Source organism: Klebsiella sp. K-3 (assembly GCF_051207495.1).
GTDB lineage: Bacteria > Pseudomonadota > Gammaproteobacteria > Enterobacterales > Enterobacteriaceae > Klebsiella > Klebsiella aerogenes.
Genome location: NZ_JBPNXF010000015.1, coordinates 20,186 through 39,699 on the forward strand (window position 1 = coordinate 20,186; position 19,514 = coordinate 39,699).

Below are 19,514 nucleotides of genomic sequence, written 5' to 3' on the forward strand. Positions count from 1 at the left end.
CTCCAGAATTGAGGTCTTTATGAACGGATTACTGAGCTTCAAACCTACCAACGACGATTGCGACTTCGCGCGTATCGCTAAAAAACAGGATCAGATGTTCCATCGCGTAGCGACGCTGTGTCCGGAACGAGCAGAGATCATCACCGAGTCGTTTAAACGCTCCGAAGGCCAGTCCATCGTGATTCGCCGGGCTTTGGCGTTAGCCGATATTCTGGAGAAAATGACCATCTATATCGAACCGGATATGCTGATTGTCGGCAACCAGGCGAGCGCCAATTTTGCCGCCCCGGTGTTCCCGGAATTCTCCTTTAACTGGGTTATCGATGAACTGGACGAATTTGATAAGCGTTCCGGTGATAGTTTCCGCGTTTCCGAGTCCACTAAGGCCCGTCTGCGCGCCCTGCAGGATTACTGGCAGGGAAAAACCCACCAGGATGAAGTGCTTGCCAACTTGCCGCAAATTAACCGCCTCGCGGAAAAACAGGGCGTGCTGCACCGCGGCGGCATCAGCATGTCCGGCGACGGCCATATCATCCCGAACCACGATTTCGTACTGGAAGTTGGCTATGGCGGTATGCGCGATATCGCCAAACAGCACCTGGAAAATGACGACAACCTGACCGACGAGCAAAAAGATTTCTATCAGGCGGTTATTATTACCATGGAAGCCGCGCTGAAATACTGCAAGCGCTTCTCCGCGCTTGCTAAAACCGAAGCGGCGAGAGTTTCCGATGCCAAACGCCGCGACGAACTGCTGGCGATGAGCGACATGTTCGCCCATCTGATGGAAGGGAAAGCCAGTAGCTTCTATGAAGCCGTGGAAACCGTCTACCTTACCCATTTGCTGATGATGATTGAAAGCAACGGCCACTCTTTCTCCTTTGGCCGCTTCGACCAGTACGTCTGGCCGTATTACGAAGCCGATGTCAAAGCCGGGAAGATCAGCAAAGAGAAAGCGCTGGAGATCCTGACCCACTTCTTCATCATGACTAACAGCCTGAATAAAGTGCGCCCGTGGGGTCATACTCAGTACAGCGGGGGCTATCCGCTTTACTCCAACCTGATGGTTGGCGGCATGAAGCCTGATGGCAGTGACGGCACTAACGATCTTTCCTATCTTTCGCTGGAAGCTATGGCGCTAACCGGCCTGCCGGAACCAAACCTCAGCGTTCGTTTCTCAAAAGATACCCCGCATTCGCTGATGCAGGATTCTGCAAAGCTCATTCGTAAAGGCTTCGGTATGCCGTCGATCTTCTGCGACGAAGTGGTTATCCCTGCCATGATGACGCTGGGCCTGACGGAAGAAGTCGCCCGCGAATACGCTTCAATGGGTTGCGTAGAAACCGCGATCCCAGGCCGCTGGGGGCATCGCGCCACCGGCATGACCTACGTGAACTTTGGCAAAATCCTTGAGCTGGTGATGAACAACGGCTGCGATCCGGCAACCGGCGTGCAGTTAGTTAAAATCAACGGTAAAGAAGGCCGCGAGATAAACTATCAGTCTTATGATGAAGTATGGGCGGCATGGAACCAGCTACTGGAGTTTTACTCCGATCTGGCGGTAGATTGCGATCTGGTCTGCGACCGGGCGCTGAAATATCACGATGCCGATGCCTTTGCCTCCGCCACGATTAACTGTTCACTTGAACGCGGTAAGACGTTGAAAAACGGCGGCGCGGAATATGATTTCGTGAGTTCCTCCAACATCGGCCCTTCCGTAGTCGGCGACAGCCTGGCGGCAGTGAAAAAGCTGGTCTTCGACGATAAGGTCCTGACGCTTCAACAGCTGCGCGACGCCATGGATAGCAACTTTGCAGGTCTGGAAGGCGCGCGCGTGCGCAAACTGTGCCGCAATGCGCCGAAGTTTGGTAACGATATCGACTATGTCGATCATATCGTCGCCGATGTATTCGAGTCCTATCTCAAACTGCTGCCGAAATACAAAACCGATCGCTATGGTAAGGGGCCGAAAGGCTGCGGCTATACCATGTCGACCTCTAATATTACTTCATACGTGCCGAATGGTTTTGACGTCGGCGCCACGCCGGATGGTCGCCTGGCAACACTACCGCTGAACGAAGGCGCCTCTCCGTGCCTCGGCGCGGATAAAGAAGGCCCGACGGCGGTCATTAACTCGGTTGCGAAACTGCCGAACCAGAAAATCGCCGGCGGCCAGTTGCTGAACATGAAGTTCACGCCAAGCGCGCTGGAAGGCGATGATAATCTGGAGAAATTTACCGCCTTTATGGAAGCCAGCCGTGAGAAAAACATCTTCCATAACCAGTTCAACATCATTGATTCCAATATTCTGCGCGCCGCAAAGGCGAATCCGCAGGATTACCCGAATCTGATGGTGCGCGTTGCCGGGTATTGCGCGCTGTTCTCAACGCTGATGCCGGAAGCGCAGGATGCGATTATCGCGCGCACCGAACTGAGCTGGTAAGAGAGGAAACGCGATGAGAACTGGCCTGATTTCCCGAATTCAACGTTATTCCACCAAAGATGGCCCAGGAATACGCAGCACCGTCTTTATGCAACAGTGCAACCTGCGCTGCCAGTGGTGCGCGAATCCGGAAACCATCGGGCCAGGCCACAACGTTTTCTGGTTTAAAGAACGCTGCCGCCAGTGCGGTACCTGCGTACAGGCGGCGAACAACCACGCCATTACCCTTGCTGAACCGGGCAATGGCGTCAATATAGACCGTAGAAATTGCAACAATTTGCTGGATATGGTCGATCTCTGTCCCTACGACGGCTATGAAAAAGTCGCTAAAGAGATGACCTCGCACGAGTTGGCGGAATTACTACTGCGCGACAAAACATTTTACGACTCAAGCGCAGGCGGCGTGACCTTTTCCGGCGGCGAGCCGGCGCTGCAGGCGGAGTTCGTCAAAGAAACAGCGCAAATATTGAAAGCGCAGGGCGTACACGTATGTCTCGATACTGCAGGCAATATCCGCTGGGAAAAGCTGCGCCCGCTGATTGAAACGGTCGATCTGGTCTCTTACGACTTTAAAGCTTTCAACCCCGAGACTCATCTTGCCTGTACCGGCGTAGACAATCGGCGGATCCTCGATAATGCCAAAGCGATCGCCGCTATGGGCAAGCCGATCCTCGCGCGCATGGTGATCGTGCCGACGCGTAACGACGATCCTGAGGATATTCGCCAGCGTCTCGACTTTATTCGTAAACTCGGTCCGGCGGTTTTACAGGTTGATATTCTCGAATACCATATTTATGGCATCGGGAAATATCAAAAGCTTGGTATGCCCTATTTTCTACACAACATTCCGACATGCCAACGCGAAGTCACGGAACAAATTAAACAATACGCTGAAGATATTGGATTAAAAGCCACCATTGGCGGTTAAGGATTAACATGTTGAACTTTATTATTACCGACACCTACGAAAAAATGAGCGCTCAGGCGGCAGAACATATTGCCCAGGCGCTGAATAAAAAGCCGGATTTAGTGATGGCCTTACCGACTGGCGGAACTCCGGTCGGCCTCCTGGCTGAAATGAGTCGAATGGCGAAAGATGGCGAAGCCGATTTCTCCTGCGCCCTCTCGTTTAATATCGACGAATATATCCCACTAGCCAAAAACGATCCACAAAGTTATTATTATTTCCTGCAACAGCACTTCTATCAACATGCCAACATTGCTGACGAAAATACCTTTGTACCGGATATTCTGGCTCCCGACCTGCACGCCGAATGCGTTCGCTACGAACGTCTGATTCAAAGCCATGGCGATTTTGATATTACCGTTCTCGGCATTGGCCACGATGGCCATATTGGTTTCAATGAACCCCATACTACCCATAGCCCGGTATGCCATATCATCGACCTTAACGAAGAGACCATTGCGGCGAATGCCCGCTTCTTCGCCAGCCAGGATGATGTTCCCCGGCAGGCCATCACTTTAGGTATGGGCACCATCTTGCGCAGCAAAAAGATTGTGCTGATTGCTAACGGTCAATCAAAAGCCGAAGTTATCAAGCAGTTGCACCAGTGCACGCGCATCGATCCGCAATTCCCTGCCTCCTTCCTATTGATGCACGCGGACGTCACCATCATTTGCGACCGTGAAGCGGCATCGCTTATCAGCGCCTAAAGGTGAGCATATGATAATCCAGAGCGAAAGAGTGTGGCTGGCCGGTGGTTTTTATCCGGCGCAAATAACCATTGAGGATGGACTTATCAGCGCTATCACTCCCGGGCTTAGCTCCCGCGTGGATAAGGATTACGGGGCACGGCGTATTATTCCCGGCCTTATCGATAGCCATGCGCACGGCGCCTGGGATTACGACACCAACGAAAATGATCCGCAGGGGCTACGCCGTTGGACCTCACGCCTACCGGAAGAAGGCGTCACCGCCTTTTGCCCGACTACCGTTACCGATGAAAACGCGACGCTACTGGCGGCGCTGGACAATATTTCCCGCGTCATGGACGAAGGATATAGCGGCGCGGAAATTCTGGGCATCCATCTCGAAGGCCCGTTCCTGAGCCAGCTTTATCGCGGGGCGCAGCCGGAAAAACAGATTCGCCCTGCCGATGTCACCCAGTTTCAGGCTTTCGAAAAGGCGGCGCGCGACCACATTATCGCCATTACCCTTGCCCCGGAAGAAGACCATCAGTTTGCGCTGACCCGCTACTGCGCGCAGAAAGGGATTGCGGTCAATATGGGTCACTCGGATGCTTCTTTCGAGCAGGCGCTGGCGGCGGTCGCCAACGGCGCTAAAAATGTCACCCACGTGTATAACGGCATGGCGAAATACGTCAATCGCGAGCCCGGCCTGCTTGGCGCCGCCCTGAATCTTGACGGCCTGTACGGCGAGGTGATTGCCGATGGTATTTTTGTCAGCCTGGTTTCCGCCGCCCACCTTTATCGTAGCAAAAATGATAATGACATCATCATGATAAGCGACTCGATGAAGGCGAAAGGTTGTCCTCCGGGGCGCTATATGTTCGGCGGCGAACCGATGGTGCTTGGCGATGATGGCGCGACCCGGCGGGATAACGGCGTCCTGGTCGGCAGCACGCTACAGCTCAATCGCGGCTTATATAATATGGTCGAAAGAGCAATGGTGCCGTTTAGCGCAGCGTTAAAATCCTGCACCATTAACCCGGCACGGTTATTAGGTTTTGATAGTCGAAAAGGGAAATTACAGCGCGGATACGATGCCGATATTGTTGTACTTGAAGATAATTATCAGGTGAATACAACCTATTGTCGCGGTACGGTAGCCTGGTCAATAAATTAATTAATTCATCTCCATATCATTTAACAATGGCGGTTATTGAAAAATAACCGCTGCTTTGTCATTCCTTCTATTTATTAATAGCCTAAGTCCTTTTTAATATTTATTAAAATGCGACCTGGCTAACATTAAACACCTCCTGAAATCCTTTAAAACTAATCCACAATAAAAAATAAGCCTAATTAAATTTAACTGCCCATCGTTATACAGGTCAGTCGCTTTATTACATGCGGTTTCAGGATTTATTATTTTAAGGGAATTCATATGAATATTTTGGGTTATCTACAAAAAGTTGGCCGGGCATTGATGGTGCCCGTCGCCACTTTACCTGCCGCCGCCATTTTAATGGGCATCGGTTACTGGATCGATCCCAACGGCTGGGGCAGTTCTAACGCGCTGGCGGCACTGTGTATTCAGTCCGGTTCAGCCATTATCGATAATATGGGCGTCCTGTTTGCCGTCGGGGTAGCTTACGGCATGTCGAAAGATAAAGACGGCGCCGCCGCGCTGGCCGGGTTTGTCGGCTTTCTGGTATTAACCACGCTCTGTTCGCCAGCAGCTGTCGCCATGATCCAACAGATCCCAATCGAGCAGGTGCCTGCGGCCTTTGCGAAGATTAAAAATCAGTTTATCGGCATCATGGTCGGCATTATTTCGGCTGAACTCTATAATCGCTTTAGCAGCACGGAGTTACCGAAAGCGCTCTCGTTCTTCAGCGGACGTCGTCTGGTGCCGATCCTCACTTCATTTACCATGATTGTCGTGGCGTTTGTCCTGATGTTCATCTGGCCGGTGGTCTTTAGCGGACTAGTTAGCTTCGGTGAACATATACAGAAACTGGGTTCATTAGGCGCGGGGATCTATGCTTTTTTCAACCGCATGCTCATCCCGGTCGGCCTTCATCACGCCCTGAACTCGGTATTCTGGTTCGACGTCGCTGGGATTAACGACATCCCTAATTTCCTCGGCGGCGCGCAGTCCATCGCCTCCGGTAAAGCGGTGGTCGGTATTACCGGTCGTTATCAGGCGGGCTTTTTCCCGGTCATGATGTTCGGTCTGCCGGGCGCGGCGCTGGCCATGTACCAATGCGCCCGCGCGGAAAATAGAGCGAAAGTGATGGGGATTATGATGGCTGGCGCGTTTGCTGCCTTCTTCACCGGCATTACCGAACCGCTGGAATTTTCCTTCATGTTCGTGGCCCCGGCGCTGTACGTCATCCACGCCTTTTTAACCGGCGTTTCCGTCTTCATCGCCGCCAGCATGCACTGGATTGCCGGATTCGGCTTCAGCGCCGGTCTGGTCGATATGGTACTGGCATCACGCAATCCGCTGGCAACCCACTGGTATCTGCTTATCCCCATGGGACTAGTGTACTTCGCGATTTATTATCTGGTTTTCCGCTTCACCATCACCCGCTTCAACCTGCTGACGCCGGGCCGCGAGCTGGCCGTTGCCGGCAGCGCCGCCGACGGCGAAGATGTAAACCTGAGCGCCGCAAAACAGCAGGATATCAGCGCGCTGGCGCGCCAGTACATTGCCGCCATCGGCGGTTCCGATAATCTCACCAATATCGACGCCTGCATCACCCGCCTGCGCCTTGGCGTTAAGGATGCAACGCTGGTCGATGAAGCGCTGGCTCGCCGCCTCGGCGCCAGCGGGGTCATTCGCCTCAACGCCAGCAACGTGCAGATAATCGTTGGCTTCGTGGCGGAAAAAATCGCCACCGCCATGAAAACAGCGGGCCATGTCGATGCCGCGCAGGCGCTACCCAGCGTCACCGCGCAGGCCCACAACAGTCCACGCAAGGCAGCGAATGCATTGCGAGTTATCGAGCTCGTCGCACCGGTAAGCGGTGAGCTGATCGCGCTGAAGCACGTCCCAGATGAAGCTTTTGCCAGCGGCGCCGTCGGCGATGGTGTCGCCATCCTGCCGGCCAGCAAGATTGTGGTTTCACCCGCGGCGGGTACTCTCATCAAGATTTTCAACACTAATCATGCCTTCTGTCTTGAAACCGAAGATGGCGCTGAGATCGTGGTGCATATGGGGATTGATACCGTTGCGCTGGCGGGTCAGGGCTTTACCCGGCTGGCGGAAGAAGGCGCTACCGTTGTCGCAGGTCAGCCGATTCTCGAAATGGATCTCGTGTACCTCGAAGCTAACGTGCGTTCGATGGTAAGCCCGGTGCTCTGCAGCAATATAGAGGAGTTCGCGCAGCTGGAAATCAAAGCGCAGGGTCAGGTGAAAGCAGGAGAACCGCTGTACCACATCAAGGGATAAAATTAATAGACAATGTGGCCGCGCCCTGCGGCCACATTGAATGATTATTTTGCCGCCGTCGCCGGCCGCTCAACAGATTGCCCCTGAGCGTGGCGCTTTTTAAGGCTGATAATCGCCAGCGCAGCGACAATCAGCACAATGCCGGCGCCTTCCACCAGCCCCGGATTTTCACCCAGCAGCCACCAGGAAAACAGCACGCCGCAGACCGGTACCGCCAGCGTACTCAGGCCGGCGACGCTGGCAGGCAGGTTACGCAGGACATACAGCCACAGGCTCCAGGCCACCGCCGTAGCCAGGATCGCGCTATAGCCAAGCGCCCAAAAAACCCCAGGCTGCCAGTCAATACTGCGCTGCGGCACCAGCCACGCCACCACGCTCATCACCAGCGCGGCATATAGCATCTGCCAGGCGGTTAATGATAGTAAATCGAGGCGCGGATAGCGCCGATACATGCGTTTAGCGACAATGGCGCTCGCTCCCCAACTGATGCCGGAGAGGATCGCCAGCAGCGCGCTTTTCATCGAGGAGAAATCCAACTGCCACGGCTGCAGCACCAGCAGTAGACCACACGCCGCCAGGACGATAGCGGCATACTGCAGCCGCCGCATGCGCTCGCCTAAAAATAGCGCCGCCATGATAACCACCCAGAACGGCATGGTGTAGCTGAGAATAGCGACTTTACCGGCGCCGCCGCTCATCAGCGCCCACTGCGCCAGGCCGACCATGCCGCAGGTTTGCAGCAGCGCAATCGCCAGGGTATAGCCAAACGGCGTCGGCCGCATGCCGCGCCCGCGCAGCGCCAGCACCGCCATCAGTACAATCGCGCCGAAGATACAGCGCAGCGCGGTAAAATCGAAGGCGCCGATATAGAGCGTTACCTGTTTCATCGCAATCCAGCTGTAGCTCCAGATAAGCGTCAGCAGGACGAGGCCGCAACCGGCCAGGAGATTGCTGTTCCTTGCAACCGTCATAACTTCTCCACCGTCATTATTTTTGCGGGCACTATACTCGCTTTGGCGGCAGGTTGCTTAATGGCAGAGCGCACTTTTCGTGCTAAAAAAGGGGGGCGGTGAATTGCAGTTCACCGCCCCGATAAGGATGAAACAAGAGGTAAAGCAGGTGATTACGCCGGACGCACGCCCAGGGTATGACAGATGGCGTAGCTCATTTCGGCGCGATTCAGGGTATAGAAGTGGAAATCTTTTACCCCTTCCCGGCTTAAAATTTTCACCATGTCCATGGCGATATTCGCCCCTACCAGCTGGCGCGTTTCGGCATCGTTATCCAGTCCTTCGAACATTTTCGACATCCAGGTCGGAATACGCACGTTCGTCATATCGGCAAATTTCTTCGCCTGCTTGAAGTTAGAGACCGGCAGAATGCCCGGAATAATTTCCACGTCGATACCGGCGGAGACGCAGCGGTCACGGAAACGCAGGTAGCTTTCGACATCAAAAAAGAACTGAGTGATCGCGCGATTAGCGCCGGCTTCTACTTTACGTTTCAGGTTTAACAGATCGGCCTGCGCGCTTTTGGCTTCCGGATGGACTTCCGGATAGGCAGCGACGGAAATGTCGAAGTCACCCACTTCTTTCAGCAGCGTGACCAGATCGGCGGCGTACATCTCCGGCTTGCCGCTACCCGGCGGCAGGTCGCCGCGCAGCGCGACGATATGGCGAATACCGTTGTTCCAGTAATCCTGGGCAATCGCGCGCAGTTCATCGCGGCTGGCGTCGATACAGGTCAGGTGCGGCGCCGCTTCCAGACCGGTGCGGTCTTTAATGCCTTTAATAATGCTGTGGGTGCGGTCGCGCTCGCCGGAGTTCGCCCCGTAGGTGACGGAAACAAACTTCGGCTTCAGGCTGCTTAAGCGATCGATGGATTTCCACAGGGTTTGCTCCATTTCACTGGTACGCGGCGGAAAGAATTCAAAGGACACATTAATCTGGCCCTGGACTTCCGCCAGGCTCTGATTCAGGGCTTCCCGCTGATTGGCGTGAAAAAAGCTCATACCTTACCTCATCAATCGCATTATATTTATCAGTCGTGTTGCGAACTTCTATACGTTTAGACGTCCAGATGTAAAAATGACGGAAAAGCGGGCGGGCGTCAATAGAAAAATCTGCGTAAACAGTGAGGAATTTTCAGTCAAAGTGAAAAAAGTTCATCTGGCGTCAGGCCAGGCGCGCCCTGGCGTTGTTTTAAGATTTTGTCCACAACGTAATTTGAAGTAGTTCAAAAAATCGCACATCTCCCCCCTTGGCACGCCGATTACTATTGCAGCAACGTCAACCTTGATCCACATTAAGTAGAACGTTCTAGTAGAACGTTCTACTTAACATATCATCGCCAATAATATCTATTCGGGGTAATCAGCATGAGTCTGTGGTCAGGGTTCATAAAATCATTATCAAAACTGTCGATGATCGGCCGCGCCTTAATGCTGCCGATTTCGCTCCTCCCGGCCGCCGGCTTGCTGTTGGCCTTTGGGGACAAATTCCATTTACCGCTGATGATGAATGCCGGCGGTATTATTTTCGATAACCTACCGATGCTCTTCGCTATCGGCTCCGCGGTCGGCCTGGCGTCAGAATCCGGTATCGCCGCGCTATCGGCGGCGGTCTCCGTTTTCGTCACCAACATCACCATCGGTACCGTGCTCGGTATCACGCCGGAAATGGCCGCACAGGGCGGGAAATACGCGATGGTGGTCGGCATCCCGACGTTACAGATGGGGGTATTCGGCGGGCTAATCTGCGGGATCCTCGCCGCCTGGTGTTATAACCGCTTCCATACGTTGCAATTACCGGAATTCCTCGGCTTCTTCTCCGGTAAGCGCTTCGTGGCGATCGCCACCGCCTTCTTGTCGTTCATCCTCGGCCTGCTGCTACCTTACGTCTGGCAGCATATCCAGGCCGGTATTGATTCCCTGTCGATGGTGATTAACGGCGATAACCAGGCCGCCTCAACCTTTATTTTCGGCCTCGTTGAACGCGCGCTGATCCCGCTTGGCCTACACCACATCTGGTACCCTTCCTTCTGGTATTCTTTTGGCGATTACACCACCCAGGCGGGCCAGATGATCCACGGCGACCAGACCATCTGGTTTAAGATGCTGGAAGAAGGGGTGAAATCCTTTAGCACCGACAGTTATCAAAACGCCGGCAAATTTATGCAGGGTGAATTCCCGCTGATGCTGTTCGCTCTGCCGGCCGCCTGTCTGGCGATGTATCACGAAGCGCATACTAAAAATAAAAAAATCGCGGCCGGTATTCTCTTCTCCGCCGCGCTGACCTGCTTCCTGACCGGCATCACCGAACCCGTCGAATTCACCTTTATCTTCGTGGCGCCGATTCTGTACGTCTTTAACGCCATTATGGCGGGGCTCTCGTACATGACCATGTACCTGCTGCACGCGCATATCGCCAAGTCGTTCTCCGCCGGGCTTATCGACTATATCTCCTTCGGTATTTTGCCTTCCATGAACGGCTATCAGACAAACTTCCTCAGCGCGGTGATTGTTGGCGTGCCGATGGCGCTGATTTATTATTTCACCTTCCGTTTCGTGATCCGCCGCTTCGATGTGAAAACGCCGGGACGTACCGATATCACCGTAACGGCCAATGATAAAACCGACACCGAACTGGCAACCGAAATTGTCAGCCTTCTCGGCGGTTCGCAGAATATCGACTCGGTTGGCGCCTGCATCACCCGCTTGCGTCTGGAGGTTGCCGAACGCGATGCGGTAGATAAAGACGGCCTCAACAGTATCGGCGCGCGCGGCGTAGTCTTCGTCGGTGATAACGGTATCCAGATAATTTTTGGCGCCAGGGCGCAATTTATCGCCCAAACCATGTCGGGGATGATTGGCAAATAAGCAGAAGATGTTATGGTGTGGAAGATCGCTTGTCCTGGAGAAGCGATCTTCTGCTATCTGACTGTCATACAACAGTTTTCATGGAGCGATTTTGAAGAAAGTCAGCATTATAGATGTGGCGAAACTGGCCGGAGTTTCCGTTTCTACGGTCTCGCTGGTATTACGTCAAAAAGGGAAGATTTCCGACGCCACCATCGAAAAAGTCAATGCTGCCATCCAGGAGCTCGGCTATGTGCATAACGTCGCCGCCGCCAACCTTCGCGCCAACACCACCAATCTGATCGGCCTGATTCTTCGCGATTTCAACGACAGTTTTTCCATCAAAGTGATGGCCAATATCGTGCAGGAACTGGAGAAACAGGGCTACATGGTTTTTCTCGGTCAGCCGCTTAACGATAGCGACTATCTGGATCGCTGCCTGCTGTCATTTAAACAACAGGGCGTCGCCGGCGTGATTTATCTTGATGCTGATACCACCAGCAATACGCTGCCAGCAGCGCTGCTGCGTTGCCCGCTACCTCTAGTGGCCGTCTCGCAAACGCCGTTAATCGACAACCGCGATCGCGTGGTCCGCGATAACCGTCAGGCCGCGAGCATCGCCGCGCGTTATCTGATCGAGCGCGGCCATCGCTACATTGCCTATATCGGCGGTCAGGAAAACGATCTCATCCGCCAGCAGCGATTGCTCGGCTTTTACAGCACGCTGGAGAAAAACGGCATGGCGGTGCGCGAAGAGTTTGCGCCTGCCTGTCACGACAACACGCAGGCCGCGAGTATCGCCACCCGTCAGCTACTGGAACAGAACAACGCTATTACCGCGCTGCTGTGCCATTCGCCGGACGCGATGATTGGCTGTCTCAACGGTATTCATCAGGTGGGGCGGACGGTAGGTAAAGATGTTTTTCTTACCCAGCAGGTGGCGCTGGTGGGTTTCGAAGACATGATGCATGTGAATTTGACCTCGCCGTCCTTTACCTATGTCTCCTCCGCCAGCGAAGAGACCGGCCGTCAGGCCGCCGCGTTAATTATCCGCAAGATCAAAGAACCCACGCTGCCGACGCAGCATATCACCCTCTCCGGGCAGCTCGTCGCGCGGGAATCCGCATAATGAAGGCCGGCCCAGCGGGCCGGCTTGAGAGATTACAGCAGTTGCGCCAGACGGTTAATATCTGACTGAATCGCCCCGGCGGTAACATCGCGACCCGCGCCTGGCCCACGAATCACCATTGGGTTATCGCGATACCAGCGACTCTCGATAGCGAAGACGTTATCGCACGGCAGCAGCGCCGCCAGCGGATGTTCCTGACGCACCGCTTCGACCCCGACGCGTGCTTTACCGTTGGCATCAAAACGCGCCACGTAACGCAACACCAGCCCCATTTCACGGGCGGCTTCAAGGCGCTGCAGCATCTGTTCGTTCAGCTCTTCGCCGTTCTCAAAGAAGTGGTCAACCGAGCCCTCTTCGCAATGCGCCGGAACCAGCGATTCCACGCGCACCTGATCCGGCTCGATATTGTAACCAGCTTCGCGCGCCAGGATCACCAGCTTGCGCATCACGTCTTTACCTGACAGGTCAACGCGCGGGTCCGGTTCGGTCAGCCCTTGCTGCCAGGCCTGATCCACCAGTTCGGTAAATGGCACCGTGCCGTCAAACTGCAGGAACAGCCAGGAGAGCGTACCGGAGAAGATACCGCTCAGCCCCAGGATGGTATCGCCGCTGTCGATGAGATCGCGCACCGTATGGTTAACCGGCAAGCCTGCGCCGACGGTGGCGTTATACAGCCAGTGACGGCCGGTTTTTTCGAAGGCGTCGTGGATCTGGCGATATTTATCGCTGCTGCTGGCGCCCGCCAGCTTATTGGCGCTGATCACGTGGAAGCCGTGGCTGGCGAAATCCAGATACTGATCGGCCAGCTGCTCGCTGGCGGTCACGTCCAGCACCACTAAATCATCATAAGGGTGCGCGCGCATCCACAGGAATAGCGACTCTTCATCCTGCTCAACCGCTTCATCTTCAAAGAATGCCAATGCGCGACTGGCATCCAGGCCTTCATAGTTCAGCAGGCTACGGCGGCTATCCACCACCCCGGCCAGCAGGAATTCAAAGCCGGTACGGGCGGAAAGCGTGCTCTGCTCGCGCGCGAACAACTCCAGCCAGCGGGAACCGATATTGCCTTTGCCGAACAGCACCAGACCGATGCGTTTTTCAGCACGGAACACGGAATGATGCAGCCCCTGAATCAGGCTCTCGGTTGGGCCGGCGCGCAGTACCGCCACCAGGCTGATACCCTCTTCCGATTGCCAGGTAAACTCTACCGGCTGCCCTTTCAATTGCTGCCAGAAACGGTGGCAGTGCAATGGATTGCGGGTCACGCCCGCGCCGACCATCGCGACCAGCGCCAGCTTCTGGCGCAGACGCAGCTCGCCCGGCAGGCCCGCCTCGTCCAGCAGCTTCAGCGCGCTATCGGCCACCTCAGAGGTGTAACAGAACTGCAGCAGCTTACGGTCGGCATGCACGCCCACCGCCAGCGGGCGCAGCTGCGCGCGTTTGAAAATCTGATCCAGCTCTTTATGCGCCAGCTTGAAATCCTGCCCGGCAGGCACCTGGAATTCAATCAGGCAGACGTCGTCGTGACTGGTGACAATACGCGCGCCGGTGCCGGATGCCAGCACGCGCTCAATGCGCGTCGAACCCTGGTCGGGGGTGTAGCTGCAGCGCAGCTGTAAATCGATATCGCTGCCGGAAACCGGCTGTAGCGTACGCGCGTGCAGTACCGGCGCCGCCAGGCGAGCCAGCTCGCTGGCTTCATCAAGACGCAGCAGCGGCAGCAGGCATGCATCTTTCACTTTACGCGGGTCGGCGCTGTAAACCCCGGCCACATCGCTCCAGATGGTGACGCGGGAGACCCCAGCCAGCGCGCCAATTTGGGTGGCGGAGTAGTCGGAACCGTTACGGCCCAGCAGTACGGTTTCCCCGGCATTGTTACGAGCGATAAAGCCGGTCACCACCAGCCGTTTGTTGGGGTGCTGCGCCATCAACTGTTGTAACAACGGGTAGGACAAGCCTTCATCAACCTGCGGCTGCGCGGCACGTTCCGCGCGCAGGAAAGCGCGCGCGTCCAGCCAGGCGGCTTCAACGCCAAGGTGGTTCAGTACCGCCGCCATCAGGCGCGCGGACCACACTTCGCCATGGCCGACAACTTCGGCATATACCGCATCGGTGACGCCGCTATCCAGCAGACCCGCCAGACGTTCAAGATCGTGAATAAACGTCGCGATCAGCGCGTCAGCGGCGTCCGCCGGCAACAGGCCGGCGATCAGATCCATTTGATAGCGACGCAGCGCTTGTTGCACCTGATGCGCAGAAAGACGATCGGTCTGGCTTAGCTGCAGCCAGCTAATCAGCTGGTTGGTGGTGCTACCGGCGGCTGAGACGACCATCATATCGCCTGCCTGCGCATAGTCCGTCATGATCCCGGCGACGCGCAGGTAACATTTCGCATCCGCTAAACTACTCCCACCAAATTTGTGCAGCTGACGACCCTTCGCCCCTGCCTGCGCAATCACACTCATCTTTATTCCTCGTTTGCTGCCCGGAAGCCATTTTCCAGGTCGGCAATTAAATCTTCACCATCTTCAATACCGGTCGAAATACGCAGGAGCGTTTCCGAGATCCCTGCCGCCGCACGCGCTTCCGGCGCCATGCCCGCATGCGTCATCGTCGCCGCATGGGAAATCAGGCTCTCAACGCCCCCCAACGATTCCGCCAGCGTAAAGAGCGATAAACCGCTCAAGAAGCGACGCAGCGTCTGCTCATCGCCATCGAGCTCGAAGCTTAGCATCGCTCCAAAACCTTTTTGCTGACGCGCTGCAATCTCGTGCCCCTGATTCTCCGGCAGGGACGGATGATACAGCTTTTTCACCAGCGGCTGGGTTTTCAGATAGTCGACTATCGCCTGCGCGTTGCGCTGCGCCACTTCCATTCGCGGAGAAAGGGTACGCAAACCACGCAATAACAGATAGCTATCAAACGCCCCGCCGGTGACGCCGATATTATTCGCCCACCATGCCAGTTCGGTGACAGTTTCAGGATCGTTGGCAATCACCACCCCGGCGACCACGTCAGAGTGGCCATTGAGATATTTGGTGCACGAATGCAACACCAGATCGGCGCCCAGCGCCAGCGGATTTTGCAACGCTGGGCTCAGGAAGGTGTTATCCACCACGCTCACTGCGCCGGCTTCACGCGCCAGCCCGCAGATTTTCGCAATATCGACCACCCGCAGCAATGGGTTGCTCGGGCTTTCGACCAGCACCAGCTTCGGTTGTTCCGCTAATGCTTCACGTAATGCCTGCTCATCGCTTTGATCGACAAAGCGCACGCGATAGCAGCCGCGTTTCGCCAGGCTGTCAAACAGACGATAGCTGCCGCCATAACAGTCGTGCGGCGCCACCAGCAGATCGCCCGGTTTCAGGAACACCGTGGTCACCAGCAGGATAGCCGACATTCCGGTATTGGTCAGTACCGCGCCCGCGCCGCCTTCCAGTTCCGCCAGCGCGCGCTGTACGACATCGCGAGTCGGGTTGCCGCGACGGGAATAATCGTGGGCGCGAGGTTCATTGAAACCGGTGAAATTATAGGTGCTGGAGAGGTGAATCGGCGGGACAACGCAACCGTACTGTTCGTCGTCATTTAAACCGCTACGCACTGCAATGGTGGCCTGTTTACGCGTCATGTTTGGACAGTTCCTGGGCTGTTCGGTGAGAAGTCAGGCCTCAGAGTAATCATTGTCACAATAGACGTCAATACATCTGGACATCTAAACTTCTTTGCGTATAGATTGAGCAAAAGACAAATAGCCGTTAAAATTATATGCATTAGCGCACGTCGGCGGCGGCTTATCTCATGTCGGAAAGCGCGCTCATACGGTAAACTACGCGCAATTATGGCCGGGCGTAATGTTCTGGCCCTTAACTAATAAACAGAGGATTAAGGTATCTCATGGCTGAATGGAGCGGCGAATATATCAGCCCATACGCTGAGCACGGTAAGAAGAGTGAGCAAGTAAAAAAAATTACGGTTTCCATTCCTCTGAAGGTGTTAAAGATCCTCACCGATGAACGCACGCGTCGTCAGGTGAACAACCTGCGTCACGCCACGAATAGCGAACTGCTGTGCGAGGCGTTCCTGCATGCCTTTACCGGTCAACCGTTACCTAACGATGAAGACCTGCGTAAAGAGCGCAGCGATGAAATCCCGGAAGCGGCGAAAGAGATTATGCGTGAACTGGGTATCGACCCGGATACGTGGGAATACTAAGACATAAAAAAAGCGGAAGATATCTTCCGCTTTTTTTATCCCTCGGCCTGGCCAGACGAAGGATACAAAAAAGCCGCCCTGAGGCGGCTCTTTCTGGCAACTTACTTGCTGCCCGGGATGCTGAAGCGCTTGTTGAAGCGGTCAACACGGCCACCGGTAGCAACATCACGCTGTTTGCCGGTGTAGAACGGGTGGCATTTACCGCACACGTCGAGGTTCAGGTCGTGACCAACGGTGGAACGGATTTTCATGACATTACCGCAAGAACAGGTAGCAGTAATTTCTTCGTAATTTGGGTGAATACCTTTTTTCATGGGAGAACCTCAGTTAAGGCCGCGTCGCTCTTCCAGCCCTAACGCCAGACACCACGCGATATTAATAATTTCCCGACGACCTTCGCACAGCTGGCGCATACCAGCTTAACGAATTTCCCGGGTTTTGGGATGTTTGATGCGGCATAAAGCGCACCAAAGGCGGCGAATCATACAGAATTTGACCAGCAGATGCAAACTTATCCGCGTCGCCTTCGGTAATGTGTATACTATCCCGCCAGATTTCAAGTCAGGAAGATTCCATGTCCGTCGCTCATGTCGCCCTGCCCGTTCCGCTGCCCCGCACCTTTGACTATTTGTTGCCTGAAGGCATCCTGGTCAAAGCAGGCTGTCGCGTACGCGTGCCGTTCGGCAAACAGGAGCGAATCGGTATCGTGGTGTCGGTCAGCGAGCGTAGCGAACTCCCGCTCGCCGAACTCAAACCGGTCGCCGAAGCGCTGGATAGCGAACCGGTTTTTTCCTCTACCGTCTGGCGCATGTTGCTATGGGCCGCGGATTACTATCATCATCCCATCGGCGATGTGCTGTTCCACGCGCTGCCGATTATGCTGCGCCAGGGCAAACCGGCCAGCGCCGCGCCAATGTGGTACTGGTTTGCGACGGAACAGGGACAAGCGCTGGATATCAACAGCCTTAAACGCTCGCCGAAACAGCAGCAGGCGCTGGCAGCGCTGCGCCAGGGCAAAATCTGGCGCAATCAGGTCGCAGAACTTGAATTCAATGACGCGGCGCTACAGGCGCTGCGCGGAAAAGGGCTGGCGGAATTGGCCAGCGAATCCCCAGCCATTAGCGATTGGCGGACCAGCTTCGCGGTGCCCGGCGAACGGCTGCGCCTGAATACCGAGCAGGCGACCGCCGTCGGGGCAATTCATAGCGCCTCGGACCGTTTCTCCGCCTGGCTGCTGGCGGGTATTACCGGCTCAGGGAAAACGGAAGTCTATCTGAGCGTGCTGGAGAACGTGCTGGCGCAGGGTCGGCAGGCGCTGGTAATGGTGCCGGAAATCGGCCTGACGCCGCAGACTATCGCCCGCTTCCGCCAGCGTTTTAACGCTCCGGTGGAGGTCCTGCATTCGGGTCTCAACGACAGCGAGCGCCTCGCATCATGGTTAAAGGCGAAAAATGGCGAAGCGGCGATCGTCATCGGCACCCGCTCGTCGCTGTTTACACCGTTTAAAGACCTCGGCGTTATTGTCATCGACGAAGAACACGATAGCTCCTATAAACAACAGGAAGGCTGGCGTTATCACGCTCGCGACCTGGCGGTATGGCGCGCCCATAGCGAACAGATCCCGATTATCCTCGGCTCGGCAACCCCGGCGCTGGAGACGCTCTATAACGTACGCCAGCGTAAGTACCGTGAGTTAAAGCTGACGAAACGCGCGGGCAATGCCCGTCCGGCACAGCAGCACGTGCTGGATTTAAAAGGCCAGCAGTTGCAGGCGGGCCTATCGCCTGCGCTGATTAACCGCATGCGACAGCATCTGCAGGCCGACAATCAGGTGATCCTGTTTTTGAACCGCCGCGGTTTCGCCCCGGCGCTACTGTGCCACGACTGCGGCTGGATAGCGGAGTGCCCGCGCTGCGATAGTTACTACACCCTGCATCAGGCGCAGCACCATCTGCGCTGCCACCACTGCGACAGCCAGCGCCCCATTCCACGCCAATGTCCTTCCTGCGGATCGACACACCTGGTGCCAGTGGGTCTCGGGACTGAACAGCTGGAGCAGGCTCTGGCGCCGATGTTCCCTGATGTACCAATCTCACGTATCGACCGCGATACCACCAGCCGTAAAGGGGCGCTGGAGCAATATCTTGCCGACGTCCATCGCGGCGGCGCGCGCATTCTGATTGGCACCCAAATGCTGGCTAAGGGACATCATTTCCCGGACGTCACCCTGGTGTCGCTGCTGGATGTCGACGGCGCGCTGTTTTCCGCCGATTTCCGCTCGGCGGAGCGTTTTGCCCAGCTCTATACCCAGGTCTCCGGCCGCGCCGGGCGCGCGGGCAAACAGGGTGAAGTAATCCTGCAAACCCACCATCCGGAACACCCGCTGCTGCAGACCCTGCTGTATAAAGGCTACGATGCGTTTGCCGAGCAGGCGCTGGCGGAACGGCAAACCATGCAGCTACCGCCGTGGACCAGTCACGTGCTGATCCGCGCCGAAGACCATAATAACCAGCAGGCGCCGCTGTTTTTACAGCAGTTACGTAACCTGCTGCAGGCCAGCCCGCTAGCCGATGATAAACTGTGGGTACTCGGCCCGGTTCCCGCGCTGGCGCCAAAGCGCGGCGGTCGCTGGCGCTGGCAAATTCTGCTGCAGCACCCTTCCCGCATACGTCTACAGCATATCGTCAGCGGTACGCTGGCGTTGATAAACATCTTGCCGGAAGCGCGTAAAGTGAAGTGGGTGCTGGATGTCGATCCTATTGAAGGCTAAGTC

Annotated in this window: 14 protein-coding genes; 9 read left to right on the forward strand and 5 right to left on the reverse strand. The window is 55.6% G+C overall.

All coding sequences use genetic code 11. The annotated features are described in order from the left end of the window. Positions 1–19 precede the first annotated feature (19 nt). From ACSEMK_RS21400 to nagE, 5 genes are all read left to right on the forward strand, one after another. Positions 20–2,443, forward strand: coding sequence for a glycyl radical protein (locus ACSEMK_RS21400; protein WP_430915437.1), 2,424 nt, complete (start codon positions 20–22; stop codon positions 2,441–2,443). A 13-nt stretch (positions 2,444–2,456) separates the two neighbouring features. Continuing rightward, on the forward strand, positions 2,457–3,371 hold the full coding sequence (locus ACSEMK_RS21405; RefSeq protein ID WP_430915438.1) for a glycyl-radical enzyme activating protein: 915 nt from the start codon (positions 2,457–2,459) through the stop codon (positions 3,369–3,371). Positions 3,372–3,379: 8 nt separating this feature from the next. Further along, entirely contained in the window at positions 3,380–4,117 is a 738-nt protein-coding gene (nagB, locus tag ACSEMK_RS21410; RefSeq protein ID WP_213317841.1) for a glucosamine-6-phosphate deaminase, read from the forward strand. Between the two features lie 10 nt (positions 4,118–4,127). Continuing rightward, positions 4,128–5,270, forward strand: a complete 1,143-nt coding sequence (nagA, locus tag ACSEMK_RS21415; RefSeq protein ID WP_430915439.1) for an N-acetylglucosamine-6-phosphate deacetylase — start codon at positions 4,128–4,130, stop codon at positions 5,268–5,270. A gap of 261 nt (positions 5,271–5,531) precedes the next feature. Further along, positions 5,532–7,544, forward strand: coding sequence for an N-acetylglucosamine-specific PTS transporter subunit IIBC (gene nagE, locus ACSEMK_RS21420; protein WP_308958614.1), 2,013 nt, complete (start codon positions 5,532–5,534; stop codon positions 7,542–7,544). Positions 7,545–7,588: 44 nt separating this feature from the next. On the opposite strand, the gene ACSEMK_RS21425 is transcribed toward nagE, so the two are convergent. Both ACSEMK_RS21425 and metF read right to left on the reverse strand, forming a co-directional pair. Then, entirely contained in the window at positions 7,589–8,515 is a 927-nt protein-coding gene (locus ACSEMK_RS21425) for a DMT family transporter (protein ID WP_113374904.1), read from the reverse strand. 152 nt (positions 8,516–8,667) lie between these two features. Further along, the gene (gene metF / locus ACSEMK_RS21430; RefSeq protein ID WP_087858732.1) at positions 8,668–9,555 is read right to left on the reverse strand and encodes a methylenetetrahydrofolate reductase; all 888 of its coding nucleotides are present in this window, start codon (positions 9,553–9,555) and stop codon (positions 8,668–8,670) included. Positions 9,556–9,921: 366 nt separating this feature from the next. On the opposite strand from metF, the gene ACSEMK_RS21435 reads away from it, so the two are divergent. Further along, entirely contained in the window at positions 9,922–11,421 is a 1,500-nt protein-coding gene (locus ACSEMK_RS21435) for a PTS transporter subunit EIIC (protein ID WP_087858733.1), read from the forward strand. 91 nt (positions 11,422–11,512) lie between these two features. Then, the gene (malI, locus tag ACSEMK_RS21440; protein WP_113374903.1) at positions 11,513–12,529 is read left to right on the forward strand and encodes a Mal regulon transcriptional regulator MalI; all 1,017 of its coding nucleotides are present in this window, start codon (positions 11,513–11,515) and stop codon (positions 12,527–12,529) included. A gap of 32 nt (positions 12,530–12,561) precedes the next feature. Here the strand turns inward: malI and ACSEMK_RS21445 are convergent, their stop codons facing one another. Together ACSEMK_RS21445 and metB are read right to left on the reverse strand one after the other, a co-directional pair. Next, entirely contained in the window at positions 12,562–14,994 is a 2,433-nt protein-coding gene (locus ACSEMK_RS21445; protein ID WP_045395300.1) for a bifunctional aspartate kinase/homoserine dehydrogenase II, read from the reverse strand. A gap of 2 nt (positions 14,995–14,996) precedes the next feature. Beyond that, entirely contained in the window at positions 14,997–16,157 is a 1,161-nt protein-coding gene (gene metB, locus ACSEMK_RS21450) for a cystathionine gamma-synthase (protein WP_113374901.1), read from the reverse strand. A 266-nt stretch (positions 16,158–16,423) separates the two neighbouring features. Between metB and metJ the strand changes: the two genes are divergently transcribed. Next, a complete protein-coding gene (gene metJ, locus ACSEMK_RS21455) occupies positions 16,424–16,741 on the forward strand; it encodes a met regulon transcriptional regulator MetJ (protein ID WP_004107547.1) in 318 nt (105 codons plus the stop codon). Positions 16,742–16,842: 101 nt separating this feature from the next. On the opposite strand, the gene rpmE is transcribed toward metJ, so the two are convergent. Next, on the reverse strand, positions 16,843–17,055 hold the full coding sequence (rpmE, locus tag ACSEMK_RS21460) for a 50S ribosomal protein L31 (protein ID WP_087858736.1): 213 nt from the start codon (positions 17,053–17,055) through the stop codon (positions 16,843–16,845). A 260-nt stretch (positions 17,056–17,315) separates the two neighbouring features. On the opposite strand from rpmE, the gene priA reads away from it, so the two are divergent. After that, on the forward strand, positions 17,316–19,511 hold the full coding sequence (gene priA, locus ACSEMK_RS21465; protein ID WP_430915440.1) for a primosomal protein N': 2,196 nt from the start codon (positions 17,316–17,318) through the stop codon (positions 19,509–19,511). Positions 19,512–19,514: the final 3 nt, after the last annotated feature.

Excerpts from the sequence above, each read along its gene's own strand:
- ACSEMK_RS21400 (WP_430915437.1), top strand. The coding sequence starts at position 20 with ATGAACGGATTACTGAGCTTCAAACCTACCAACGACGATTGCGACTTC.
- ACSEMK_RS21405 (WP_430915438.1), top strand. The coding sequence starts at position 2,457 with ATGAGAACTGGCCTGATTTCCCGAATTCAACGTTATTCCACCAAAGAT.
- nagB (WP_213317841.1), top strand. The coding sequence starts at position 3,380 with ATGTTGAACTTTATTATTACCGACACCTACGAAAAAATGAGCGCTCAG.
- nagA (WP_430915439.1), top strand. The coding sequence starts at position 4,128 with ATGATAATCCAGAGCGAAAGAGTGTGGCTGGCCGGTGGTTTTTATCCG.
- nagE (WP_308958614.1), top strand. The coding sequence starts at position 5,532 with ATGAATATTTTGGGTTATCTACAAAAAGTTGGCCGGGCATTGATGGTG.
- ACSEMK_RS21425 (WP_113374904.1), bottom strand. The coding sequence starts at position 8,515 with ATGACGGTTGCAAGGAACAGCAATCTCCTGGCCGGTTGCGGCCTCGTC.
- metF (WP_087858732.1), bottom strand. The coding sequence starts at position 9,555 with ATGAGCTTTTTTCACGCCAATCAGCGGGAAGCCCTGAATCAGAGCCTG.
- ACSEMK_RS21435 (WP_087858733.1), top strand. The coding sequence starts at position 9,922 with ATGAGTCTGTGGTCAGGGTTCATAAAATCATTATCAAAACTGTCGATG.
- ACSEMK_RS21445 (WP_045395300.1), bottom strand. The coding sequence starts at position 14,994 with ATGAGTGTGATTGCGCAGGCAGGGGCGAAGGGTCGTCAGCTGCACAAA.
- metB (WP_113374901.1), bottom strand. The coding sequence starts at position 16,157 with ATGACGCGTAAACAGGCCACCATTGCAGTGCGTAGCGGTTTAAATGAC.
- metJ (WP_004107547.1), top strand. The coding sequence starts at position 16,424 with ATGGCTGAATGGAGCGGCGAATATATCAGCCCATACGCTGAGCACGGT.
- rpmE (WP_087858736.1), bottom strand. The coding sequence starts at position 17,055 with ATGAAAAAAGGTATTCACCCAAATTACGAAGAAATTACTGCTACCTGT.
- priA (WP_430915440.1), top strand. The coding sequence starts at position 17,316 with ATGTCCGTCGCTCATGTCGCCCTGCCCGTTCCGCTGCCCCGCACCTTT.